Here is a 25,331-nt window from a genome sequence, read left to right on the forward strand (position 1 = left end):
ATGCATCCATGAAAAACATGAAACTGGAGTGGAAAAGAGGTGACTGGGCAGCTTATTTCGGGTTGATGACCAACAACCTGACCAATTTGCTGACCATGATGGGGCTGCTCATTTTTGTCGTCGGCATCCCGAAGGAGATTGTTTATGGACGCATCGCGCCAGCCTTCGGGCTGGCGGTGCTGGTGGCGAGTCTTTGCTATACGTGGTTTGGCCTGCAAATGGCGCGCGCCACCGGACGAACGGACGTCACCGCGCTGCCGTCCGGCCCGAGCGCGCCGTCGATTTTTACCGTGACCTTCCTGGTCTTAATGCCGGTTTACCAGCAAACCGGCGATGCGGATTTCGCGATTCAGATTGGCCTGGTGTGGTGCTTTGTGGAAGCGATGATCCTCGCGGGCGGTTCCTTCCTGGGGGAAACCATCCGCAAGATGATCCCGCGTACCGTGCTGCTGTCGTGCCTGTCCGGTCTTGGCCTGCTGCTGCTGGCGATGAACCCGATGTTGCAGGCGTTCGAAGCGCCGACCGTGTCGTTTATCGTCCTGCTGCTGATCTTCATTAACTGGTTCGGTAAAAAGCCGATTTTCGCCCGTATCCCGACCGGCCTGCTGCTGTTAATTGCCGGTACTCTGCTTGCGTGGATCTCTGGCCTGCAAAGCCCGGATGCCATTAAAGCGTCCATGTCATCCTTCGGCTTTAACCCGCCGGAGGTGCACGTGGACAGCTTTATGCAGGGGCTGCCGCACGCGCTGCCGTATCTGGCGTCCGCCGTACCGCTGGGGCTGGCGAACTACATCTTTGACCTGGAGAACATCGAAAGCGCCCACGCGGCAGGGGATGAATACCCGACCCGCAAGGTAATGCTGGCGAACGGTCTGGCCTCGATGCTCGGCTGCCTGATGGGCAATCCGTTCCCGGTCACGGTCTACGTCGGCCATCCGGGCTGGAAAGCGATGGGCGCCAGCATCGGCTACACCCTGGCGTCCGGCGTGACCATGTTCATCGTGCCGCTGTTCGGGCTGGGGGCGTTTATGCTCGCCATCATACCGATGACCGCCATCGTGCCGATTCTGGTGTTTATCGGCGTCGTCACCGCCAACCAGGTGGTGAGGGAGACCCCGAAAGTGGAGGTGCCCGTCATCTTCATCTGCCTGTTCCCGTGGATCGCCAACTGGGCGCTGACCATGATGAACAGCGTGATGAGCGCGGCGGGGACCAGCGCGGCGAAAATCGGCACCGACGTGCTGCACAGCAAGGGGATCTACTACGAAGGCCTGATGCATCTCGGCAACGGCGCGCCGCTCGCCAGCATGCTCTGGGGCTGTATCGCCATCTTCGCCATTATCAACAAACCGCTGCGCGGGGCCGTCGCGGCGGCCGGTGGAGCGCTGCTGGCGCTGTTTGGCGTGATCCACGCGCCAGTGGTGGGCTTTGCCGAGGGCAGTTCCCTGATGTTCGTCACGGCCTACCTGATGATGTGCGGCATGTTTGTGGTGAAGCATTTCCTCGACAGCCGCGAAGTTGCGAGCGCTGAAGTTACTGTTGCGAAGGAAAACGTATGAAAGAGCTAATGGTCGTCGCCATCGGCGGCAACAGCATTATCAAAGACAACGCCAGCCAGTCGATTGAGCATCAGGCGCAGGCGGTCAAAGCGGTGGCTGAGTCGGTGCTCGAAATGCTGGCCTCGGACTATGACATCGTGCTCACCCACGGCAATGGCCCGCAGGTGGGGCTGGATCTGCGCCGCGCCGAAATCGCCCACGAGCGGGAAGGGCTGCCGCTGACCCCGCTGGCAAACTGCGTGGCGGATACCCAGGGCGGGATCGGCTACCTGATCCAGCAAGCGCTCAACAACCGCCTGGCGGCGCGCGGGGAACAAAAAGCGGTCACGGTCGTCACCCAGGTGGAGGTGGATAAAAACGATCCTGGCTTTACGCACCCGACGAAACCCATCGGCGCGTTCTTCAGCGAGGCGCAGCGCGACGAACTGCAACTTGCGCACCCGGACTGGCATTTTGTTGAGGATTCAGGCCGGGGCTATCGCCGCGTGGTGGCTTCACCGCAGCCGCGGCGCATCGTTGAGTCGGATGCCATCAAGGCGCTGACGCAGAAAGGATTTGTGGTGATCGGCGCGGGGGGCGGAGGCATTCCTGTGGTGCGCAGTGAACAGGGCGATTACCAGAGCGTGGACGCGGTGATAGATAAAGATCTCTCCACCGCGCTGCTGGCGCGCGAGATCCGCGCCGACGTGCTGGTGATCACCACCGGCGTGGAGAAAGTGTGCATCCACTTCGGCAAGCCAAACCAGCAGGCGCTGAGCACGGTGAACGTGGCGCAGATGACGCGCTACATGGAAGAAGGGCATTTTCCGGCTGGCAGCATGTTGCCGAAAATCGTCGCCTCGCTGGAATTTTTACGCCATGGCGGCAGGAGGGTAATCATTACCTCGCCGGACTGCCTGCCCGCGGCGCTGCGCGGTGAAACGGGTACCCACATTATTAATGAAGGAAGATAAGATGAGTGAGAATAAAAGCCGCCGCGAGTTTATCAGCCAGAGCGGCAAAATGGTTACCGCCTGCGCGCTGTTTGGCGCCACGGGTTCCGTCGCGTATGCTGCCGATTCAGCAAAGGCAACCTGCGAGACGGGTAAACCGATGAACATCACCGCAAAACATTACTATCTCGACAACGTGCTGCTGGAAGCCGGGTTTAACTTCGACTCCAGCGTGGCGACAAGTACCCGCACCGAGCTGAAAACGCTGGAAATCAAAGACGGGAAAATCGTCGCCCTGCGCGACAACAACAGCCACGCGGACGCGACCCTGCCGCACTTCGACGCGGGCAAAAAGCTGATGCTTCCGGCGATGCGCGACAAGCACATTCACCTGGATAAAACCTTCTACGGCGGCCCGTGGCGCTCCCTGAACCGTCCGGCGGGCACCACCATTCAGGACATGATCCGCCTGGAGCAGAAGCTGCTGCCGGAGTTACAGCCCTACACGCAAGAACGCGCCGAAAAGCTGATCGACCTGCTCCAGTCCAAAGGGTCCACCATCGCCCGCAGCCACTGCAACATAGAGCCGGTTTCCGGCCTGAAAAACCTGGAAAATTTGCAGGCGGTACTGGCGCGCCGAAGCCCAGGTTTTGACTGCGAAATCGTTGCCTTCCCGCAGCACGGCCTGCTGCTGTCTCATTCTGAAAAGCTGATGCGCGAGGCGATGCAGGCGGGGGCGCATTACGTGGGCGGGCTGGACCCGACCAACGTCGACGGCGCGATGGAGAAATCCCTCGACACCATGTTCCAGATTGCGCTGGATTATGACAAAGGGGTGGATATCCATCTGCATGAAACCAGCCCGGCGGGCGTGGCGGCGGTGAACTACATGGTACAAACCGTGGAGAAAACGCCGGCGCTGAAGGGGAAGCTGACCATCAGCCACGCCTTCGCCCTGGCGACGCTTAACGAGCAAGAGGTGGATGAGATCGCCACCCGCATGGCGGCACAACAGGTGACCATCGCCTCCACCGTGCCGATTGGCACTCTGCACATGCCGCTGAAGCAGCTGCGTGATAAAGGCGTGTTTGTCATGACCGGTACCGACAGCGTGATCGACCACTGGTCGCCGTACGGTCTGGGGGACATGCTGGAGAAAGCCAACCTCTATGCGCAGCTCTATATTCGCCCGAATGAGCAGACGCTTTCGCGCGCGCTGGGCATCGCCACCGGCGACGTGCTGCCGCTAAACGATAAAGGTGAGCGCGTGTGGCCGAAAGCGCAGGATGACGCCAGCTTTGTGCTGGTGGATGCCTCCTGTTCCGCCGAGGCCGTGGCACGCATCTCTCCGCGTACCGCGACGTTCCATAAGGGGAGTCTGGTCTGGGGCTCTGTGGGTTAATGTGGTGCCGGGTGGCGCTGCGCTTACCCGGCCTACGGTTCGGAGATTTTGTAGGTCGGGTAAGGCGAAACCGCCACCCGACAATGCAGTATACTGCTATGCACATTCTTAAAGAGGGATCAGCCATGGCACAAAACATCTACGACAATCCGGCGTTTTTCGAAGGCTACGCTCAGCTTCCGCGCTCGGTGCAGGGGCTGGACGGCGCGCCGGAGTGGCCTGCGCTCAGGGCGATGCTGCCGGATTTAACCGGCAAATCGGTTATCGATCTCGGCTGCGGCTATGGTTGGTTCTGCCGCGCGGCGCGTGAGCTGGGCGCGTCTGACGTCACGGGCGTGGATATCTCCGAAAAGATGCTCGCTCGCGCAGTGGAGCTCACCGCCGATCCACAGATTCACTATCAGCGTAGCGATCTGGAGTCTCTCAAGCTCAACGAGAACAGCCTCGATCTGGTCTACAGCTCGCTGGCGCTGCACTATCTGCCGGAACTGAACACATTATTTGCCCACGTTCAGCGCGCGCTTAAACCCGGCGGTTGCCTGGTCTTCTCTATGGAGCACCCGATTTACACCTGCGCCTCCCGTCAGGGCTGGCTGACGGACAACAGCGGCGAGCGGTTCTGGGGCGTGAACCATTATCAGGACGAAAGCCAGCGCGTCAGCAACTGGCTGGCAGACGGGGTGATTAAATACCACCGTACGCTGGGCACCACGCTCAACGCGCTGATCAAGGCCGGATTAACAATAAGCGAAGTCAATGAGTGGGGACCAACGCAGGCGCAAATTGACGCCTGGCCCGCGCTGGCAGAAGAGGCAGAGCGCCCGATGCTGGTGCTGATCGCCGCCCGTAAGGCTTAATAACCGACTTTATACACCCGCCCGCTCTGCACCCCTTCGACGCTGCGGCGGTAAGCCTGCGCAACGGTCGCGGCGGGAACGCTTTCAAAGCCCGGGAAGAAGCCGTCGTACGCTTCGGCGGATTCGGTCAGCACCGTCGGGCTGATCAGATTAATGCGAATACCGCGCGGCAGTTCACAGGCCGCGGCGCGCACAAACCCTTCCAGCGCGGCGTTAACCGTGGTGGCATTCACGCCCTGGGCAATCGGCTCGTGCGCCACAATCCCGCTTATCAGCGTAATCGAGCCACCTTCGTTCAGGAAGTGCTGGCCGGTCAGCGCCAGACGAACCTGCCCCAGCAGCTTATCCTGCAAACCCTGGTTGAACTCGCCGTCGGTCATGGTTGAGAGCGGGCCGAAGTGCAACCCTCCGCTGGCGGAGACAATCGCATCCACCGGACCGATCTTTTTGAACAGCGCCTGCACGCTCGCCTGCGAGGTGATATCCACCTGATGATCGCCCTGCGTGCGACCCACGCGGATCACCTCGTGGCGACGGCTTAGCTCTTCTGTCACAGCATGACCGACCGTACCGCTGGCACCAATAATGACGATTTTCATAGCAGACTCCTTATGTTGTGAGCCTTCATTCTTAAATAAATAAAAATTCAGATAAACTGGGCTGATGTTAGAAGATTACTAACCAGAGGTTCGTAATATGGATAAGCTTCGCGGCATGGAGACGTTCATCGCGGTGGTGGAAAGCGGCAGCTTTACCGGCGCGGCGGCCCGGCTGGAGATGTCGGCGGTAATGGTCGGGAAGTATATTGCGCAGCTGGAATCGCAGCTCGGTACGCGGCTGCTGGAGCGCAACACCCGTCGCCAGAGCCTGACGGATGCCGGACGCGTTTATTTCGAAGAGGCCAGGCGCGTGCTGGAGCAGGTCTCGATTGCTGAAAACGCAGTTGAGCGCCTGCGAGCCACGCCCGCCGGCACCCTGCGCGTGACGGCGCCTACCTCGTTTGGCGGCTGCGTTATCGCGCCTCTGACGGCCACGTTTTTGCAGCGTTACCCGGAAGTGCGCATCGAACTGGATCTCACCAACCGAATGGTGGATCTGGTAGAGGAAGGGGTCGATCTGGCCATTCGTATCGGTGAGATCCGTAATGAGGATCTGGTGGCGAAATACCTGTGTCCCTACAACATGGTGATCTGCGCCGCGCCGGATTATCTGGCGCGTCACGGTACGCCGCAAACTCCAGCCGATCTGGTGGATCACCTGTGCCTGTCGCACACGGTCTGGACGGCGCGTAACGAGTGGCGGCTGCCGGGAGTGGAAGGCGAAGTGCGCTGGAAGCGTGATGCCGTCTTACGATGCAATGACGGCTACGGCTTACGCATGGCGGCGCGAGCCGGGGCGGGACTCCTGCTGCAACCGGAAGTGCTGGTGGCGGAAGAGCTGGCGAGCGGCAGGCTGGTTCGGGTTCTGGAATCGTTTACGCCCGCGCCGAGGCCGGTGCATTTACTGTGGCGTCAGGATTTGCGGCCGCTGCCTAAGCTAACGGAATTTATTGCCCATATTCTGCTAAGATTGGGCACAATATAAAAAAAGAAGGTAAGTAAAGAATGTCTGCAAACAAACTCGCCAGCAGCGCGCAGGGCCTGCAATCCTCTGCCATCCGTGAATTATTAAAACATAGCAAAATGGCAGGCGTGATTTCGCTGGGTGGCGGTATTCCAAATCCGGACCTGTTCGATCATGAGGGTTTAAAAATCGCTGCTGATGCCGTGCTGTCTCAGCATTTTGGCGAAGCGTTCCAGTATGGCCTGACGGAAGGCGTCCCGGGGCTGCGCGAAGAGATCCAACGCATCTGTGAAGGTCGCGGCATCGCCTGTAAAGCCGATGACGTGGTCATTACTTCCGGCTCGCAACAATCGCTTGACGTGCTGGCGCGGGCGTTAATTAACCCGGGCGATACGGTCGTCGTGGAGCGGCCTACCTACCTCGCCGCGTTGCAGGTCTTTGGCCTGGCGCAGGCGAATTTTGAATCCGTTGGCACCGACGGCGACGGCATGAAAGTGGATGAACTTGAAGCGCTGGTAGCCACCAAAACCATCAAAGCGGTTTATATCGTGCCAACCTTTGGTAACCCGGGCGGCGTGACGCTCTCCGAAGCGCGTCGTAAACAGCTGGTGGAATTATCGAAGCGCTATGACTTCGTGATTATCGAAGACGACCCGTACAGCGAGATCAACTACACCGACGAAGCGTTCCGCCCGCTAATTGCTCATGCCAAAGATATCGGCAATGAGGATAACGTGGTGTACACCTCCACCTTCTCTAAAATCCTCGCGCCGGGCACCCGCGTGGGCTGGGTGCTGGTGCCGGAGTGGCTGAAGCGCGCGGTGGTGAACCTCAAGCAAACCACCGATCTGCACACCAGCACGCTGTCGCAGCTGATGACGTACGAGTATCTGAAAACCGGTCGTCTGGCGAATCAGATTAAAATGATCCGCGAAGCCTATCGCCAGAAATACCAGACCTTTGCAACGGAACTGGAAGCGGAGCTGGGCGATGTGATGTCGTTCCACAAGCCAAAGGGCGGCATGTTCCTGTGGGCGAAAATGAACAACGGCATCAATACGACGAAATGGCTGGAAAAAACGTTGAGCAACGGCGTCGTGTTTGTGCCGGGTGAGTTCTTCTACTGCAACGAGCCGGACCATACCACGCTGCGCATGTCTTTCGTTACCCCAACGGATGAGCAGCTTAAAGAAGCGGTTCGACGCCTCAAAATTTCCCTGTAACAGGATGCGCATAATGGCAGATGCCGTTATGCGCTGTTCCCGTGCAGGGTAACGTCTGGCTTGCCGGATTTTCGCTTCGCCATGACTTCCGCAACGGTTTTTATCCGGCTTAACTCCTCCTGCGTGCGGGAGTTAGATTGCGCTTCCCAGATATCAACGTTTAGCTGTAAGTTCAGCCAAAATTCAATAGTGGTATTAAAGGCTTTTGCCAGTTTGATCGCCATATCGGCAGTAAGTTTGCGATTGTTATTGACCAATGCGCTTACGGTATTGCGGTGTACATTTAGCATCTCTGCCAGATCGTTGATTTTCAGATTGAGCGGTTCAAGATACTCATACTGCAACACCTCGCCCGGCGTGGTGGGTTTGCGGAGTGCCTGTTGAAGTGTCATAGGTGATGCCTCACTTGTGTTGCGTGTACTTGTGTGGAGAGAGATAGAGATCGTCTGCTTTTCCCTCTGACCAGCGAAATACAAGCCTGTATTGTCTGTTTACCCGGATAGAGGAATATCCCTTCAACGGAGGACTCAATGCTTCATACATATTGCCCGGTGGCGATCGTAAATCCAGGTGCGACATGGCCGCATTGATGATGTCGAGCTTTCTTGCAAGCGCTGTTTCCAGATTCAAAGGAATAACATTGCTCGATCTCCCGTAGAGAAAAAAATCCTCAAGCCATTGATCCCGAAAATGATTAATCATAATGCTGGTAAGCTCCAGTCCTTGAAGCTGAGTGGATAGTAATGCACTCCTGCACTGTGCGCAAGTGCGTTTTGTCTGCGAGTAATATTACCCTGGTCATGGCTGAAGGGAAGTGTGATGCATGACTAAAGGTTAATTCTTCGAGGCGGATTCCACGTCTTGCGTGCGGATTAATGCCCGGCGGCGCTGCGCTTGCGCGGGCCTGCGAGAATGTAGGCCGGGTAAGGCGCAGCCGCCACCCGGCGTTTGACTACCGCTCCCTCAGCGCCTCCTTCGCCCGGTTAAACGGTTTGATCATATAATCCAGCACCGTTTTCTCACCGGTCTTGATATCCACCGTCGCTATCATCCCTGGCACGATCGAGAAGTGTCTGCCCGCCTTATTCACCAGATAATCCTGGCTGGTACGGATAAACACCCGGTAATAGAACACCTCCGGCTTCGCTTCGTCCTGAATAGTGTCCGGCGAAATGGTCTCCACCACCCCGTGTAGCCCACCGTAAATCGCGTAATCGTAGGCGGTGATTTTCACCAGCGCCTCCTGATTAGGGTGGATAAAGGCGATATCCCGCGGCGAGAGGCGGGTTTCAATCAGCAGGTGATCGTCCACCGGCACAATTTCCATCAGCTCACCGTTGGGCGGGATCACACCGCCAATCGTTGTCACTTTGATGTTTTTCACGATCCCGCGCACCGGAGACTTCACCGTCAGACGGGTAACGGAATCCTCGCGGCCTTTCAGGATCGCTGACACCATATCCACCTCGGCGTTGGCCTTCGACAGCGCTTCACGGGCCTGCACGTAATACTGGGAACGCACGTCGGTGAGCTTCAGCTCCAGGTCGCTTTTCTGCCGTTGCAGGCGCAGCACTTCCACGTGGCTGGCGGCCCCGGTTTTCACCAGCCGCTGGGTGATCGCCAGCTCTTTGTTCGCGAGATCTAACGCGGCGCGCAACTCCCGCTGGGTATCCTCAAGCTGGGCGCGGCGCGAGTTGTAGAGCCGCGTTTCAGCGGCGGTCAGGTCGGTCCATTTCGCCAGGGACGGCGGAAATTTGAGCGGCAGATCGTTCACCTCGGCATACAGACGCGCGCTGGAGGCCAGCGACGCGCGGTAACGCGCCGCGCTTTCGCCGACGTTGGATTCCGAGCGGGTAGGATCCAGTCGCGCCAGCACCTGTCCGGCCTGCACCTGATCCCCTTCGTGCACGTTCAGCTCGGTGAGGATCCCCCCATCCAGCGACTGCAATACCTGCTCGCGTGAGCTGGGGATCACTTTCCCGGTGCCGGTTGAGACTTCGTCCAGCACCCCGAACCACGCCCAGACGCCAAGCACCACAAACATCAGCAGGGAGAAGAAAACAATGCGCCGGGCACCGGTATAACCGCTTTCTGAGTCGAGCGCGTTATCCAGATCTTCTACTGCGGCAACGTCACGCTGACTGATTTTCATTTTTCCACTCCCGTCCGGTTGCCTGCTGCTGTTGCTGCATTCGGCTGTTGTTCAGCGCCTGGGCTTTTGGCGCGTCCATCACCAGCATGCCATCTTTGAGTACCACCACGCGCTCCACCAGCTCCAGCACCGGCACGCGGTGGGTCGCGACAATCAGCGTGCGGTTGCCAAGCCACGCTCCGAGGCGCTGAATAAATTCCCGCTCGGTATGCTCATCAAGGGAAGCGGTCGGTTCATCCATCAGCACGATATTCGGATCGCGCAGTAGCATCCGTGCCAGCAGGATGGACTGCCGCTGCCCGCCGGACAGCCCGACACCGTTCTCCATAATCGGGTAATCCAGCCCCTTCGGCAGCTTCTGCACAAAGCTGGCCGCGCCGCACATCTCCAGCACCTCGAAGATCTCTTTATCGGTGGCGCGCGGCATGCCGAGCGTGATGTTCTCGCGCAGGGTGCCGTAAAACAGCCGGGCGTTCTGGGTCATAAAGCCGACGTTTCGCCGCACGTCAGCCACGTCCAGATGCGGCAGGCTAAGGTTGTCGAGCCGCAGTTCACCGCCCGCCAGATCCATCCCGCCCGCCATCGCCTGCAACAGGGTTGATTTGCCCGCGCCGTTGCGCCCGAGGATCGCCACTTTCTCGCCCGCTTTGATCTCCAGACGGTTAATACGCAGCGCCATACGCGGATCTTCCGGGTGATAGCGGAACTGCGCCTGCTCGAACAGGTAATGCCCGCGCAGCACGTCCTGGCGAATCGGCGTCTCTTCGCGCTGGTTCTCGGTGGGCAGCTGCATGATGCTGTCCAGCCCCTCTTTGGCCGCCTTCACCTGCTGCCAGCGGGCCAGCACGCCGCACAGCGTCGCCATCGGGGCGATCATCCGTGAGGCGAGCATTGAGGCGGCCACCACTGAACCGGTGGTTAAGGTGCCGTCGATCACCATCGGCGCGCCCACCACGATCACCCCGGCATACACCAGGCTCTGAATGGTCATCCCCCAGCTGATCAGGTTCTGGGTCAGCTCGCGGGTGCGCAGGCCGGATTCAGCGGTGATCTGGATATAGCTGTTCCACTGCTGTAAAAAGCGGTTCTCCGCCTGCATCAGCTTGATGTCCTCCAGCCCCTGCACGCTCTCCACCAGCACCGCGTTGCGCAGGGTTGATTCATGCGCCGACTGCTTCGCCAGCTCCGCCAGCTTCTTTTGCAGCAGCAGGCCAGGCAGGACCATGATCACCGCCGCCACCGGGGCGATCCACGCCAGCTGCGGAGCGATGATCGCCAGCACAATCACAAACAGGATAAAAAACGGCAGATCGACGATGGTGGAGATGGTGGAGGAGGTGACCATCTCGCGGATCTGCTCCAGCTCGCGCAGCTGGGAGATAAAGCTGCCGGTGGATCGCGGAATGGCGCTGTGGCGCAGCCGCAGCGCGTGGCCGAACACCCGATCCGAGACGCGCAGATCCGAGCGTTTACCCAGCAGATCCATAATGTGTCCGCGCGCCACGCGCAGCACAAAGCCAAACAGCGTGGCGATCAGCACCCCGATGGTCAGCACATAGAGCGTCGGATAGGACTGGGCGGGGATCACCCGGTCATACACCTGCATGGAAAAGACGATGCCCGAGAGGGAGAGCACGTTAATGAACAGTGCCGCCAGCATCACCCAGCTGTAAGGGCGAAGGTCGCGCATCACCAGCCGGTAGAGCCAGTCCGGGCGGTATTTTGAGATATAGGCATCCACGCGGCTGTCCTTCAGCGCCGCCAGCGGACGCAGGGCGATGACGTGGCGGATGGCAGGCAGCATCGCGCTCATCGACAGGCGGTTGGTGTGCGTGCTGTCGTCGAAAAAGCTGACCTCAAGCGTATCCTCGCCGTCGAAATTGTCGATCACGCCGATTTTACCGTCGTTCAGCTCCACCACCACCGGCAGACGCCAGCTGTTGATAGCGTGCTGATCGGCCGTCAGCAGCTGGAATGTCAGCCCGGCTTCACGGGCGAGCTGCGTCAGCGCGGGCACCATCGGTTTGCCTTTCAGCCACGGCGCGCCGGCGATCAGCGAGCCTGGCGAGCAGGCAACGCGATAGCGCGTCGCCACATAGCCAAACGCCTGCGCCCACTGCTCCAGCGCCTCATCCGTCATGTTTTCACCCTGCGGAATATCGCGTTGCTTCATGGCTGGATCTCCACGGTCTGGATGGTGCGGTTTTCAAGATCGAACGCGTGACGCAGGCGCCCGGTGTTGTACAGACAGTTGAGCTGAAGCTGATGCAGCTGTCCGGCGGTTTGCTGTTGGGTAAAGCGCGCCTGATACACCTCCTGCTCGGCGTTGAGCACGTCGAGCAGCGGGCGGGAACCGAGATCGAGATACTGCTGCTGATACAGCTCGCGGGTGCGGGCGCTGAGCGCTTCCTGACGGCCCTGGATCTGAAGCGTGCTCATCAGGCTCATCACCTGGCTGCGCGCTTCCAGCAGTTTTTGCCGCACCTCAAGACGGGTGCGCTGGATGGTGGACTGGGCGGATTCCACCGCGTGTCCGGCGGCGTTACGCCGGGCGGTGAGGCCGCCGCCCTGATAGAGCGGCATCTGCACTTTTACCCACGCGGAGTACTGGGTGCGGTCCCGCGTTTCGTTGCCGGCGTAGCGGTCGTTCAGGTAGTGACGAACTTCCGGCTCCAGCGAAACGGTAGGGGTCATTTGCGCGTTGGCATAGTCGAGATTAGCCTGCGCGACGTTGGCCTGCGCCCAGGCCGCTAATACCGAGGGCACCAGACGATCGTCCGGCTCGGCGATGTCGCAGCTGCGGGCCAGACTCTGCGGAAAGTCATTGCTGACCGCGTTCAGGCTGTCCCAGCCCAGCAGGCTCATCAGCGTGGCGCGCGAGCTGTCGAGGCTGGCCTGATACTGCATCAGCTGCGCACGCGCCCCTTCGATGCGGGCGTCGGTCTGCACCACGTCAGAGAGTGACGTTGCGCCTTCATCATTACGTTGTTTCGTCAGGGTGCCGATGGAGGACAGGGCATCCAGCTGTTCTTTGGCGGTCTCGACCATCTGCTGCCAGGTCTGCACCTGCACCATGGCGATGGCGGTATCGTGGGCGATGGTGTCGATGCTCACCAGCACGTTGGCCTGCTGCTGGGCGACGCCCGCGTTTTCCGCGCGTACCTGGCTTGCGACTTTGCCGAAGTCGTAAAGCATTTGCGAAAGAGAAAGCACCAGCGAAGGGGTAAAGCCATTATCGTCACCGTCGTGGCTATAGCCGTTATCCATGCCGGCGTTAATTTGCGGATAATATTTCGATTTGGCGACGTCCACATTTTCGCTCTGCTGATAAAGTTTGCCGACGGCTTCACTGATGGCCGGATGCCAGGTCACGGCGCGGTTAACCGCTTCATTCAGCTGTAGCGTGCCGGGGGCGGCTTTGCTGGCTACGGGCGCCACGCGACCATTTAAAGAGGGGAGTTCCTGCGTTTCGCTTAATTGTCCGGTATTAATCATCGCCGCAGGGTTTGCCGCGATAGCGGGCACAGATATCAGGCAGCACGAGAGCCACCAGTAAGGCATCTTCTTTCCCATGTCTTGTCCCTAATAAAAAAGTACTGCTTTTTTGTTTATGCCCGGGCGCTGTGCGCGCCCGGGTCATTTCTTGCAGGTGCTATCAGGTAATGATGTGTTGCTGGTTTACAAGCTCGTCGTAGGTGGTCTGAACGTTGTCCAGCGTAACGAGCGCAGATTTAGTGTAGGCGGCTCCCGTGCCGTCACGGTCGATGGAGATCACAGTATTGTTACCGCTTTGTGAAACAGACACATAGTTCCCCAGCGTCGACGCACTACCGTTCCAGCCCACCAGCAGATCGCCAATGTCGATCTTGTCTCCCTGCGTGAGGGAGAAGTTCGTCCAGTGGTCGCCCGTGCTGTTACCTGCGGTAGCGTTACCCGCCGTATTGTTCAACACCTGATAAATCAGCGTGTCGCCGTAGGCCGTGCCGTTAATCACATCGTTATGCTCCGAACTGACAAATTTCGGCGCCATGTCAATGGTCAGCGACGCGGTATCCGTGGCGCCGCTGGCGTCGGTCAGGGTGTAGTTAAAGACCTCCTTGCTGGTAATGGTAGAGAGCGAGATCCCCGGGTTAAGGGTATAGGTGTAACTGCCGTCAGCGGCAATCGCCAGCGTCCCGTAGTGGCCCGTGATGTTTGACATCGTGCTGCCGGTGTACGGATCCAGCGTGGTGGTAACGCCGTCGTAGCCGGTAATGCTCACGCGGGTATCAACCGAGTGCAGCTGGTCCATCGCCCCTGCGGAGCCGGTGCCGTCGAAGATATTGCCGTCAACGGTGTGGGTGCCCGTCGCGTCGAATTGCGACAGGGAGTAGGTCGTGCCGTTTACGCTTGGGGTAATGGTGATGTTCCCCACGCTCAGCCCCGGTACGCTGCCGGTAAAGTTCAGCGTATAGGTCCCAGCGTTGAGATCCAGACCGGTCAGCGGAACGTCGATGCTGCCGCCCAGCAGTGAGCCTCCGCTGAAGGAGCCGCTGCGAATCACATTCGTCCCGTCAGTGATTGACCAGTTCACCGTCAGCCCGCCCAGTGCCAGCAGCGAGGCCACGTTAAAGTGCAGCGAGGCGTTATGCAGCGCGGTGTTTGCATCCACCACGAAGGTCCCGCTTCCGCTGCCCTGCGTTGACCCCAACAGGGCGGTAGTCCAGCTGGCGGTGCCGACGGAGGTATCCGTATAGGTTGACGTATGGTGAACCGACGTGACGTCCATCGCGGTGCTGACATCGTTTACCGCATCCATTGGGCGCGCGGTTGGGGTGATGTTCAGCGATGCCGTGTCTTTCGAGCCGTCAGGCGCGGTGATGGTGTAGACGAAGGTATCCGGCGTGCTGATATGGTCCGCGCCGACCCCGCTGTTCAGGGTGTAGGTGTACTCTCCGGCCGCGTTGATCCGCAGCGTACCGTACTCGCCGGTGATCTCCGTCAGACCGCTGCTGTTCACCGCCACGCCGTTAACGTCGGAGACCACGGTACCCGCTGGCGCAATATCATCCGCCAGCACATCCCCGGTGGTGCTCTCGCTCACGCTTGCCACGCTGTAGACATGATCCTGCAAGACGTTCAGCGTGTAGGCCGTCAGCGCGGTGATCCCCGCCGCCGTATTGAGCAGGAACAGGTACTCGCCGGCGGGCAGATTCAGCGTCAGCTGCGAGGAGGTGCCGCCCAGCAGCGGCGCGCGCAGCCAGCCGGGTTCAACGCGCATCTGCTCGAAGGTCTGCGTCGCATTGTTGAACTTATAGATGTAGAGGTCGAACACCGAGGCCAGCGCCACGCCGCCCACGGACGCCTGAACGGTCATGGTGCGGGTGGTGCCTTCTTCCACGTTATAGATGATCGGGTTGGCCAGATCGTCCAGCAGGTTCAGCCCCAGCGTATTGCCAAGGTTGATCCCCACCAGGGTAAAGCCGCCCTGCGACGAGGTGCCGTTGTTAATCGCCTCCACGGAGGTATCGAAGGTCAGCGAGGCGGTATCGTCCACGGCCACGATACCGCTGCTGCTGGTGCCTTCGCCCAGCGACAGAACCAGATTTGCCGAGGCGCTGGTGCCGTTGTGGGTGATGGTGTAGGTAAAGTTCTCCGTGCGCCCAATGACGGCGGCGCTGGTGTTGGTCAGGTTATAGGTATAGCTGCCGTCCAGGTTGATGGTCAGCGTGCCGTACTGCCCCTGAATCACCGTGCCGTCAGCCGTGACGCTGGTGGTGGTGCCCTGGGCGTTGGTGACCGCGGTGACGGTGGTGCCCGCCGGGGCGTTGTCGCTGCCTGCGGTTGGATCCACGTCGGTGATGACGTTCCCGACAACGCTGGTCTCGCCGGACACGGTGCCTGCGCTGGTCTCTTTCACCGCCACATCGAGGCTGGTGTAAGAGCCGGTTGCCAGCAGGTTAGTGTTGTAGCTCAGGACGCGATACTGACCATCCGCCAGGCCGGTCAGGTTCAGCGACACCCCCGTCGCGCCGAGGGTCAGCAGGTCAGCGAACTGCGGCTGTCCGGTGTCGACCACGGTGGTCCAGGTGTTGTTGGCGGCGTCAAAGCGCTGTACCACCAGCTCAAGGGTATTGAGCAGGGAGAGTACGGCCCCCGTGGCGTTGGCGTTCACGGCAATATCCGCACTGCCGCCGCTGCCGACGGTGAAACCTACCTGCGCGGTGTCGTTGCCGAGCAGCGTCAGCACGTTACCTACGGCGCCCACCAGCAGGAAACCATAGTCGCTGTACTGCGAGTTGGTCACCGTTGCGGTGGTTGTCAGCGCCAGCTCTTCAACGTTGGTGCTGGCTGAGAGCGGCACCACCGGCGCAAGGGCTGAGCCGGGCAGCGAGACGTTGCCTGCCGCGTCGGTGGCGGTGATTTGCAGCGTCTGGCCTTCCGTCTGTTTATTGAGGAAGGTGTAGCTCCAGGAGCCGTTGCTGTCTGCCGTGGCGGTGACCGTTGAGTTATCCGCCAGACGGATGGTGACGGTACTGCCCGCTTCGGCGCTACCGGTCAGTACACTGCCGTCTGCGTTGAAGGTCCCGGTCGGGGCCGTTGGCGCAGTGAGATCGACAATGACGGTGGTCGAGGTGGAAATCGGGCTGGTGCCCGAGCCGTTGCTCGCCGTGGCGGTGAAGGCATGCGGCCCTTCGCTCAGCACCGGCGTGGTGAAGCTCCAGTTGCCGCTGGCATTTGCGGTGACCGTGCCCATCAGCACCCCGTTGTTATAGAGGGTGATAGTCGCGTTTGGCTGCGCCGTGCCGCTCAGGGTTGGCGTGGTGTCATCGGTGGTTTTCCCGTTGGTCAGGTTGCCCGTCACCGTGCCAACGTTATCGTCGATGTTAGCGATAACCGGCGCGTTCGGGATCGTGGTGATCGGGGCAATCACGGAGGTGGTGATACCTGCGTTACCGGCCTTATCGGTAGCAAAGACAATCAGTGACTCCCCGCCGGTCTGTGGAGGGGTGAGGGTGGCGCTGAAGTTTCCGCTGCCGTCCGCGACGGCCGTTCCAAGCACGGTTCCGGTGCTGCTGGTAATGGTGACGGTACTTCCTGCTTCCGCCGTACCGGTAACCTGCGTCCCGTTGGTGATCACCGCCAGCCCGGTTGGGGCTGCTGGCGGCGTCAGGTCAACGTTGATCGTGATAATCGGCGATGGCGCGCTGGTATTGCCCGCGGCATCGGTGGCGGTGGCGGTGAAGTTATGCGCGCCTTCGGTCAGCGTGGTGCTGGTTTGCGGCAGCGTCCAGTTGCCGTTGGCATCGGCAGTGACGGTTCCCACCAGCGTTGTGCCGTCGTAAATACGTACGGTGGCATTGGCTTCCGCCGTACCGTTTAAGGTCGGACGGGTGTCGTTGGTTGGGTTGGTGCCGGTGACAGGGCCGGTGACGGTTCCCACATCATCCACAATCGAGGTGATTGCCGGTGCGACAGGGGCGGTGGCATCCACATTGATGGTGTAACCCCCGGTCTGCGCGCTGGCGTTGCCCACGGCGTCGGTGGCGGAGAAGGTCAGATTATGCGGCCCGTCAGCCAGCGGGGTGGACGGCGTAAAGCTCCACGCGCCGCCGGTGGCGACCGCGGTGCCAATCTGTACCCCATTGTCATAGATGGTTACCGTCGCGCCGGCTTCTGCCGTACCGGTGAGCGTTGGACGTGCATCGTTGGTTAACCCGCCGTTGGCGACAGGCGTCGCAGCATTACCGACGTCGTCGGTGATGCTGGTCAGCACCGGTAGCGCTGGCGGCGTGGTGTCAATGGTCAGGCTGAAGTCGGCGGACGGCGCGCCGGTGTTCCCCGCCTGATCCGTTGCTTCTGCGGTAAAGGTGTGTGACCCGGTGCCCAGCGGCACGGTGATATCCACGGTCCAGTTGCCGTTAGCATCGGCAGTACCGGTGCCCACCAGCGTCGTGCCTTCGTAGATATTCACGGTGGCCAGCGGCTCGCTGGTCCCCACCAGGCGCGGGAGAGGATCGTTCGTGGTCTGGCCGGAGCCAATCGCCCCGGTGATGGTGCCAACATCGTCAATCGCCTGGGTGATAACCGGCGCGGCAGGCGCAGTCGTATCCACAACCAGCGTAAAGCCTGGTGAGGCAGGACTGACGTTGCCCGCGGCATCGGTTGCCGTGGCGGTCCAGGTGTGGCTGCCGTTTGCCAGCGTGCCGGTGGTGAAGCTCCATACGCCGTTGGCATCCGCCACGGCGGTGCCCACCTGCTGACCATTCTCATAGATGGTGATGGTCGCGTTGGCTGCCGCGGTGCCGTTCAGCGTTGGCGTGGTGTCGTCTGTGCTTTGTCCCGAGGCGACCGGGCCCAGCACGGGACCGGCATTGTCGGTGGCAGGGGTAAAGACCGGTGCGTCGGGCACCGACGTATCCACCGTCAGGTTGAACGGTGGCGAGGTGACCCCGGTATTGCCTGCGGCATCGGTGGCGTTGAAGGTAATGGTATGCGGCCCTTCACCCAGCGCGGTGGTCGGCGTGAAGGTCCAGTTACCCTGGGCGTTGACGACCGCCGTGCCGATTTCCACATCATCGACAATAACGTGCACCGTTGCGCCCACTTCCCCCGTACCGTTGAAGGTTGGACGGGTGTCGTTGGTGGAACCGTTGCTGGCGATGATTCCCGTTCCCGGGCTGACATCGTCTATCACCGTGGTAACCACCGGGGCCGCAGGGCCAGTGGTATCCACCGTAAAGGCGAATACTGGCGAGTTGGCGGAGACGTTTCCGACATCATCGCTGGCGTTGACGCGCAGGTTATACGTCCCGTCCGTCAGAACCGGATCCGGCGTAAAGGTCCAGTTACCGTTGCCGTCGACCGTAGTGGTACCAATCTCCACGCCGTTATTCAGAACGTGAATGGTGGTACCCGCCTGGCCGGTGCCGCTCAGGGTTGGTGTGGTGTCATTGGTGACCTGCCCGGCGGTAAGCGGGCCGGTTACGCCACCCGGAGCGTTGTCGCTGACCGTATCGATCGTCGGCACCTGTGGCGCCGTCAGATCGATATTGATGCTCCAGACGCCGGACGGCTGGCTGACGTTGCCCTGCGGATCCGTCGCTCTGACCGTAAAGTCATGCGTTCCTTCCCCGAGGGCGGTTTCAGGGGTAAATGCCCAGGCGCCGGTACCGTCTGCCGACACCGTACCAATCTGCGTGGCGCCATCAAAAATGGCGACGACGCTGTTCGGCTCGGCGGTACCGGTCAGGGTTGGCGTGGTGTCGTTGGTTGGATCGCCGCTTGGGACAGGCGTTGCCGCATTGCCTGCGTTATCCGTCACGCTGGTAATCACCGGCGTGGTGGAGACGGTGTCGACCACAATGGTGATCCCGGCCGACGGGGTGCTCTCATTGCCCGCCGGGTCGGTGGCGGTCACGGTCAGGGTGTGGCTGCCGTCGTCCAGCGCAGGCGGCGTGTAGCTCCAGGTGCCGGTCGGACCGACAACAACGGTGCCCAGCGGGTCGCCGTCATCGTACACCGTAATAGTGTCCCCGGCCGTGCCTGTCCCGGTCAGGGTAGGACGGTTGTCATTGGTACTCTGCCCGTCGGCGATTGGGCCGGTGATCGGACCTACGTCATCAGTCACCGCACCGATGGCTGGCGCTGTCGGGGCGGTAAGGTCGACGGTCACGGTCGCGATCGGCGACTGTCCGCTGGTCTCGCCGGTGGTGGTATTCGTGGCGGTCACTGCAAAGGTGTGTGGCCCTTCCGTCAGCGGCAACGGTGGCGTGTAGCTCCAGTTGCCGTTGGTATCCGCAACGACAGTGGTCACCGGAAGCAGCGATCCATCCTGATAAATGGCGATCACGCTCCCCGGATCGGCGGTGCCGGTAAGGGTAGGCGTGACGTCATTGGTGGTTTTATCTTTCACATCACCCGTGACGGGATCGACGTCATCGTTGATCGCCGTAATCACCGGTACCGCAGGCAGCTCGAGCGGAGAGTCCGGCACGTCAAAGGTGGTTGACGGGCTGGCATTGCCTGCGGGGTCCGTGGCGGTGAGCGTCAGCGTCGCGGCATCCAACTGGGCCGGGGAGAGGGCAATGGAGAAGGTGCCTCCCGTCGCGACCCCGGTCCCGATGACATTGCCGTTGGCGTCACGAACCGTCACCGTGGTTCCGTCATCTGCCGTCCCGGTCAGCGGGGTGCCCTCCGCGGCAATGGTGATATTAGTTGGCGTTGCAGGCGGCAGGGTATCCACCGTCACGCTGAGATCCCCGGAGCTGGCGGAGGTATTCCCCGCCGCGTCACTCGCGGCCACTGAGAAGGTATGCGGCCCCTCGGTAAGCGCAGGGTCGGCGGTCCAGGACCATGTCCCGTTCGGCTGAACCTCCACGACCACCGGCGAGGCGACACCATCAACAGAAACGGTGACGCTCGAACCCGGCTCGCCAATCCCGGTGAGGGTTGGCGTACCGTCGCGGGTGTAAAGCACGCTGTTGGTCAGCTGGCTGTCAGAGACGGCGTCAATTTGCGGCACGGTTGGCGCCTGCGTATCAACCTCCACCGTAAAGACCGGGCTTACCGGGCTAACGTTACCGGCATCGTCCACCGCGGCGACGGTGATATTCAGCGGGCCGTCGGTCTGCGTCGGCAGGGTATAGGACCATCCGCCATTGACGACTTCAACGCGATCCACTTCCACGCCGTTGTTGTAGATGATCACCGTCTCGCCGGTGGTGCCGGTTCCGCTCAGGGTCGGTGTGGTGTCGTTAGTGGACCCGCCGTTCTGCGCGCCGGCGATGTCGCTGATAACAGGGGTGTCCGGGGCGAGGGTATCGACCGTTATCGTGATACCGGCTGATGGCACAGATTCGTTCCCGGCTTCATCGGTGGCGGTCGCCGTGTATTCGTGCGTCCCTTCGCCAATGTTGTTCTCAGGACGCCAGCTCCAGTTACCGTTACCGTCCACCGTAACGCTGCCCACGGCCTGCGGCTCGCCTGTACCCACCTGGTCATAGATGGTAATGACGTCATTCGGCGTACCGGTGCCGCTCAGGACCGGACGCGGATCGTTGGTGGATTCGCCATCCAGCACGGGACCGGTGATCTGGCTTACGCTGTCTGTCACCGTTGGGGTTCCCGGCTGGGCAGGCGCGTCGGTATCAATGGTAATGGTCACCGGCGTGGACGGCGCGCTTTCGTTCCCGGCGCTGTCCTGGTTGGTCACCGTCAGGGAGAGATCGTAGGTGCCGTCAGGCAGCGGAGTGGTGGGTGTCCAGCTCCAGTTACCGTCGCCATCGATCTCGGCTTCACCAATTTTGGTGGCACCATCGTAAATGTTGACGGTATCGCCCGGCGTGCCCGAGCCGCTCAGGGTTGGCGTGGTATCCCGGGTGGTCTCCCCAGGATTCAGGGCCGTCCCCGGCGTGCCGCCGTCCGGGTTGACGGTGATCTCAGGAATATCCGGCGTTGCAGGCGCGGTGGTGTCGATCGCCAGTTCAAACGGCGGCGAAATGGTGGTGTTACCCGCCTCATCCGTTGCGTGGACCGTCAGCGAGTGCGGGCCGTCCGTCAGCGGCGTGGTTGGCGTGAAGCTCCAGCCGCCGCTGCCGTCGAGCACGGCCGTGCCGAGCAGGGTGGTTCCGTCATAGATCGTGATGGTGGTGCCGTCCGGTGCGGTTCCCTGCAACTGCGGCAGCGTGTCGTCGGTGGTGTCCCCGCTGTTAAGCGGAAGCTGCACGGGCCCCACGTTATCGGAAACGGTGTCAATGGTGGCCGCCGGTGGCGGAGTCGTATCGACGGTAAAGGTAAAGCCGGCTGATGGTGCGCTGGCGTTGCCGGCCGCATCGCTCGCGACGACGGTGAACGTATGCTGCCCGTTCACTAATGGGGTAGTAGGCGTGAAGGTCCATGCGCCACCGCTGTTGACAACGGCAGTACCAATATCCTGTCCGTCCAGACGGATCGTCACGGTGGAGCCCGGCTCGCCGGTACCGTTCAGCGTCGGGAGCGTGTCGTTGGTGGTTTCATTGGTGTCGAGCGCACCCGTGCGGCCCGGTACGTCATCAATGACCTGCGTAATGGCCGGCGCGCCCGGGGCGGCGGTATCCACCGTGATGCTCCAGGTGTTCGATGTCCCGCTGAGGTTATTGTTGGCGTCAACCGCCGTCGCCGTCAGTACGTGCCCGCCGTCCGGTAGCGCGGTTTCCAGCGTGATGGACCACTGACCGTTCGCCGACACGACTGCGGTGCCAATTTCGGTAGTACCGCTGTAGAGGGTGATGGTGGTGCCAGGCTCGCCCGTTCCGTTGATGGTAGGCGTGCTGTCGTTGGTGAGACCGTTCTGGCTGACAGGACCGGTGACGCCGGGGGCATCATCCACCACGCCCGTGATGACCGGGGTTTGTGCCGCGGTGATGTCCGGCGCGTCAAACGGCGCGGTCGGACCGGTGTTTCCGGCGGTATCAGTGGCATCGGCAGTCAGGGCTTCGCCGTTGGCTTTCGGCGGGATCAGATCTACGCTGAAATTCCCCTGATCGTCGGCGACCGCTTCCCCGACCTTCACGCCATTTTCACGAATGGTGACGGTACTGCCCGGCTCGGCTGTACCGGTTACGGTGGTGCCGTCGGCAGAGATCACCACGTTTTCCGGCGCCAGCGGTGGGGTGCTGTCTGGCGCGTCGGCAAAGCCAGACGGACTGGTGTTACCGCTGCCGTCGGTGGCCGTCACTTCAAGGGCTTCGCCGTTGGTCTGGGCTGGCGAAATCGGGATGGTAAATGTGCCGTCCGGACCGGCGGTGGCCTGGCCGATGATCGTACCGTCCGGCGCTTTAATGATAATCGTGCTGTTTGGCTCGGCGGTTCCGCTGACGCTGGCCCCGTCTTCCGCCACCACCAGGTTGCCCGGTGCGGCAGGCGGGGTGATATCCGCTGCGTTAACCAGCGCCGGTGAGCTCTGGTTGCCTGCGGCATCGGAGGCGACCACGGAGATAATCTCACCGTTGGTCTGCGCAGGGTTCAGGTTGGCGACATAGTTGCCGTTGCTGTCGGCAGTGGCGGTCCCGATTTGCAGCCCGGCATTGTTGGTGATGACGATTTTACTGCCCGGCTCGGCGGTACCGGTAATCTGGGTGCCTGCGGAGTTGAGCGTCGCAACCGGCATGTCTGGCGGCGTAAGATCGACGGTAAAGTTGATCGGCTGAGACAGACCGCTCTGGTTGCCTGCCGCATCGGTTTCCCGTAGGGTAATCGAGTGTGTGCCTTCTGCCAGTGGACTCGTCGGCGTGATGCTCCAGGTACCGTTCGGCAGAACGGTGGTGGTGCCGATAACAACGCCGTTATCGTAAACCGTGATCGTGCTGCCCGGTTCGCCTCTGCCCGTCAGGCGCGGCTCTGAGGCATCGGTAAACTGCCCGGCACCGATCGCCCCTTTCAGTACGCCCGTGTCGTCGTTAATGATAAATCCGGAAGGCGTTTGCGGCGCGGTGACATCTACCGTGACGGTAAAGACCGGCGAGGCTAGGCCGGTGTTACCGGCGACGTCGGTGGCGCGCACGGTAAGCTGGTGGCTGCCTTCGCTCAGATTCACCGACGGCGTAAAGCTCCAGCTTCCGTTACTGCCCACAACCGCTGTGCCAATGGCAATGCCGTTATCATAGATGGTGACCGTCGAGCCCGCTTCCGCCGTGCCGGTGAGCTGTGGCCGTGGGTCGTTGGTGCTGCTTCCACTCCCGAGCGTGCCGGTGCCAGGCGCAACATCATCGGTGATGCTGACGATCGCTGGCGCGCCAGGCGCGACGGTATCGACCACGAAGGTTACCGCCGTGGACGCCGGGCTGGTATTGCCTGCGGCATCGGTCGCGGTGGTGGTAATGGCGTGGTTGCCTTCAGACAGGTTGGTCGACGGGGTAAAGCTCCATTTCCCGGTGGCATCGGCTGTGGCGGTGCCAATCGGTTTCCCGTTGTCATAGAAGGTAATGACGGTGCCGGCTTCACTGATGCCGCTGAACGTCGGACGCGCATCGTCCGTGCGTTGTCCGTTGCTCAGCGGGCCTGTTTCGGCGCCCACGTTATCATTGACGGTGACAATCTCGGGTGCATCCGGCGCGGTTAAATCCGGTGCCGTGACCTGAACGCCCGGGCTGGTATTGCCGGACGGATCGGTGGCGGTAGCGGTGATCTGTTCTCCGTTGGTAAGCGGCGTACCGAGATCAATCGTAAATTTCCCGTCGCTGCCCGCTTTGCCCGTTCCGATGGTGTTGCCATCGGCATCTTTCAGGGTAACGGTGCTGCCCGGCTCAGCGGTACCGGTGACGGTTTTGCCGTCAGGGGAGACCTCCAGATTGGCCGGGGCATCCGGCGCGGTGAGATCCGGTGCCGTAACCTGACCGCCCTGGCTGGTATTGCCGGACGGATCGGTGGCGGTAGCGGTGATCTGTTCTCCGTTGGTAAGCGGCGTACCGAGATCAATCGTAAATTTCCCGTCGCTACCCGCTTTGCCCGTTCCGATGGTGTTGCCATCGGCATCTTTCAGGGTAATCGTGCTGCCCGGCTCAGCGGTACCGGTGACGGTTTTGCCGTCAGGTGAGACCTGTAGATTGGTGGGGGCATCCGGAGGCGTGGTATCTGGCTCGGAAGGATTTCCCGGATTGCCGGGATTCGGACTGTTGTTATCGTCATCCCCGCCACCTCCACCGCCGGTTCCCGCCGCAATGGCAATCCCACCTGCGACGGCCAGGCCACCCAGCACCCAGGGCCACGCTGCGGCGCCGCCGGTATCACTCCCTGACGCCGCCAGTAGGGCGTCCGTGGAGGCGATGGATTCATAGGTGGCGGCACCGGTTGGATCTTCAATCCACCACAGCGCACCGTCGCTCTCCTCAAGCACCAGCTGGCTCACGCCCTGCGCGTCGGTGACGTAGAAATTCTTGAGGGTAATCACTTCGCCCGAGTGGAGGGTAATCACCAGATCGTTTCCGCTGCGGGAGTAACCTGAGATATCGGCGCGATCCACATTAAGTTTAACAATAGACGAATGGCCGAGTGTTACCTGTGTTCCCTCCGTGGTCGTTTCCACGCCAGTTAGTTTCGATATAACAGATATTTGGCTCATACAGTTATTACTCCAGCAGAGTTATTGTTTACGGCGTGTCAGACGTGGCCATATTTTCTGGAGGGATGAGGGCGCTCCCGGCGAAAATACTGTGAATAAAACAGTATTTACCGTTGCTTTCTTTAGAGCGACCGAGACCCGCCAGCAATCAACGTGGCAACATCAGGGCGAAGCTAATTATTTACATGAGTAACTGTTATTTATTTATATTTTCGTAATTTATAAACCTTATTATTTGTGCAGGTATTATTTGTTTTGCTGTAAAAATGATATAGCTATAAATATCTGAATGTGCAAATTAAGTGTCTGTAAACCCTGCACTGTGATTGCAGAGAAAATTAATTGATAGCGCGAATATATTTTGTTGGCTATGCGGGCCGCGCCACAGAGGCGTTGGCGTACAGGCTGTCGGGATTAGGTAGTGGAAGAAATGAGAGGGGGATAATACTGAATACATAGGCTTTATTTATAATTACAGCGAATATTAATGACTGCTTAATAATGATTTAAGTTAGGGTGAATCATCTGCTGTATGATATATTTCGAAGAGTTGCATTAATGAAA

13 protein-coding genes are annotated in these 25,331 nt (G+C 60.5%); 6 read left to right on the forward strand and 7 right to left on the reverse strand.

Translation table 11 applies throughout. The features are described from left to right. Positions 1-8 precede the first annotated feature (8 nt). The 4 genes from O1722_RS05465 to O1722_RS05480 all read left to right on the forward strand — a co-directional run bounded on the left by O1722_RS05465 (position 9) and on the right by O1722_RS05480 (position 4,750). On the forward strand, positions 9-1,559 hold the full coding sequence (locus O1722_RS05465) for a hypothetical protein (protein WP_033487548.1): 1,551 nt from the start codon (positions 9-11) through the stop codon (positions 1,557-1,559). Further along, on the forward strand, positions 1,556-2,512 hold the full coding sequence (locus tag O1722_RS05470) for a carbamate kinase family protein (RefSeq protein WP_017382762.1): 957 nt from the start codon (positions 1,556-1,558) through the stop codon (positions 2,510-2,512). Before O1722_RS05465 ends, O1722_RS05470 begins: the two co-directional genes overlap by 4 nt. Position 2,513: 1 nt before the next feature. Beyond that, a complete protein-coding gene (locus tag O1722_RS05475; RefSeq protein WP_033487547.1) occupies positions 2,514-3,893 on the forward strand; it encodes an amidohydrolase family protein in 1,380 nt (459 codons plus the stop codon). Between the two features lie 125 nt (positions 3,894-4,018). Beyond that, the gene (locus O1722_RS05480) at positions 4,019-4,750 is read left to right on the forward strand and encodes a class I SAM-dependent methyltransferase (protein WP_017382760.1); all 732 of its coding nucleotides are present in this window, start codon (positions 4,019-4,021) and stop codon (positions 4,748-4,750) included. Here the strand turns inward: O1722_RS05480 and O1722_RS05485 are convergent. Further along, positions 4,747-5,349, reverse strand: coding sequence for a short chain dehydrogenase (locus tag O1722_RS05485; RefSeq protein WP_033487546.1), 603 nt, complete (start codon positions 5,347-5,349; stop codon positions 4,747-4,749). The two genes, O1722_RS05480 and O1722_RS05485, sit on opposite strands and share 4 nt — an antisense overlap. Before the next feature lie 97 nt (positions 5,350-5,446). Between O1722_RS05485 and O1722_RS05490 the strand changes: the two genes are divergently transcribed. Together O1722_RS05490 and O1722_RS05495 are read left to right on the forward strand one after the other, a co-directional pair. Further along, on the forward strand, positions 5,447-6,334 hold the full coding sequence (locus tag O1722_RS05490) for a LysR family transcriptional regulator (RefSeq protein WP_033487545.1): 888 nt from the start codon (positions 5,447-5,449) through the stop codon (positions 6,332-6,334). Between the two features lie 20 nt (positions 6,335-6,354). Next, positions 6,355-7,536 (forward strand): aminotransferase-like domain-containing protein, encoded by a 1,182-nt coding sequence (locus O1722_RS05495; protein ID WP_017382758.1) that lies wholly within the window; start codon positions 6,355-6,357, stop codon positions 7,534-7,536. A gap of 26 nt (positions 7,537-7,562) precedes the next feature. Here O1722_RS05495 and O1722_RS05500 read toward each other — a convergent pair whose 3' ends face one another. From O1722_RS05500 to O1722_RS05525, 6 genes are all read right to left on the reverse strand, one after another. Next, entirely contained in the window at positions 7,563-7,928 is a 366-nt protein-coding gene (locus O1722_RS05500; RefSeq protein ID WP_015571639.1) for a HigA family addiction module antitoxin, read from the reverse strand. Positions 7,929-7,938: 10 nt separating this feature from the next. Continuing rightward, positions 7,939-8,238 carry a type II toxin-antitoxin system RelE/ParE family toxin gene (locus O1722_RS05505; protein ID WP_015571638.1) on the reverse strand — a complete coding sequence of 100 codons (300 nt, stop codon included), beginning with the start codon at positions 8,236-8,238 and terminating at the stop codon, positions 7,939-7,941. Between the two features lie 250 nt (positions 8,239-8,488). Further along, positions 8,489-9,688 (reverse strand): beta-barrel domain-containing protein, encoded by a 1,200-nt coding sequence (locus O1722_RS05510; protein ID WP_017382757.1) that lies wholly within the window; start codon positions 9,686-9,688, stop codon positions 8,489-8,491. Next, positions 9,669-11,861, reverse strand: a complete 2,193-nt coding sequence (locus O1722_RS05515; RefSeq protein WP_017692801.1) for a type I secretion system permease/ATPase — start codon at positions 11,859-11,861, stop codon at positions 9,669-9,671. The genes O1722_RS05510 and O1722_RS05515 overlap by 20 nt, the downstream gene beginning before the upstream one ends. Next, positions 11,858-13,261 carry a TolC family outer membrane protein gene (locus O1722_RS05520; protein ID WP_023295304.1) on the reverse strand — a complete coding sequence of 468 codons (1,404 nt, stop codon included), beginning with the start codon at positions 13,259-13,261 and terminating at the stop codon, positions 11,858-11,860. The genes O1722_RS05515 and O1722_RS05520 overlap by 4 nt, the downstream gene beginning before the upstream one ends. A gap of 82 nt (positions 13,262-13,343) precedes the next feature. Then, positions 13,344-24,767, reverse strand: a complete 11,424-nt coding sequence (locus O1722_RS05525; protein WP_131492444.1) for a BapA/Bap/LapF family large adhesin — start codon at positions 24,765-24,767, stop codon at positions 13,344-13,346. Positions 24,768-25,331: the final 564 nt, after the last annotated feature.

The organism is Enterobacter cloacae complex sp. HYC003_NIDB (assembly GCF_056673375.1).

Coding starts and splice junctions, on each gene's coding strand:
- O1722_RS05465 (WP_033487548.1), top strand. CDS start 9: ATGAAAAACATGAAACTGGAGTGGAAAAGAGGTGACTGGGCAGCTTAT.
- O1722_RS05470 (WP_017382762.1), top strand. CDS start 1,556: ATGAAAGAGCTAATGGTCGTCGCCATCGGCGGCAACAGCATTATCAAA.
- O1722_RS05475 (WP_033487547.1), top strand. CDS start 2,514: ATGAGTGAGAATAAAAGCCGCCGCGAGTTTATCAGCCAGAGCGGCAAA.
- O1722_RS05480 (WP_017382760.1), top strand. CDS start 4,019: ATGGCACAAAACATCTACGACAATCCGGCGTTTTTCGAAGGCTACGCT.
- O1722_RS05485 (WP_033487546.1), bottom strand. CDS start 5,349: ATGAAAATCGTCATTATTGGTGCCAGCGGTACGGTCGGTCATGCTGTG.
- O1722_RS05490 (WP_033487545.1), top strand. CDS start 5,447: ATGGATAAGCTTCGCGGCATGGAGACGTTCATCGCGGTGGTGGAAAGC.
- O1722_RS05495 (WP_017382758.1), top strand. CDS start 6,355: ATGTCTGCAAACAAACTCGCCAGCAGCGCGCAGGGCCTGCAATCCTCT.
- O1722_RS05500 (WP_015571639.1), bottom strand. CDS start 7,928: ATGACACTTCAACAGGCACTCCGCAAACCCACCACGCCGGGCGAGGTG.
- O1722_RS05505 (WP_015571638.1), bottom strand. CDS start 8,238: ATGATTAATCATTTTCGGGATCAATGGCTTGAGGATTTTTTTCTCTAC.
- O1722_RS05510 (WP_017382757.1), bottom strand. CDS start 9,688: ATGAAAATCAGTCAGCGTGACGTTGCCGCAGTAGAAGATCTGGATAAC.
- O1722_RS05515 (WP_017692801.1), bottom strand. CDS start 11,861: ATGAAGCAACGCGATATTCCGCAGGGTGAAAACATGACGGATGAGGCG.
- O1722_RS05520 (WP_023295304.1), bottom strand. CDS start 13,261: ATGGGAAAGAAGATGCCTTACTGGTGGCTCTCGTGCTGCCTGATATCT.
- O1722_RS05525 (WP_131492444.1), bottom strand. CDS start 24,767: ATGAGCCAAATATCTGTTATATCGAAACTAACTGGCGTGGAAACGACC.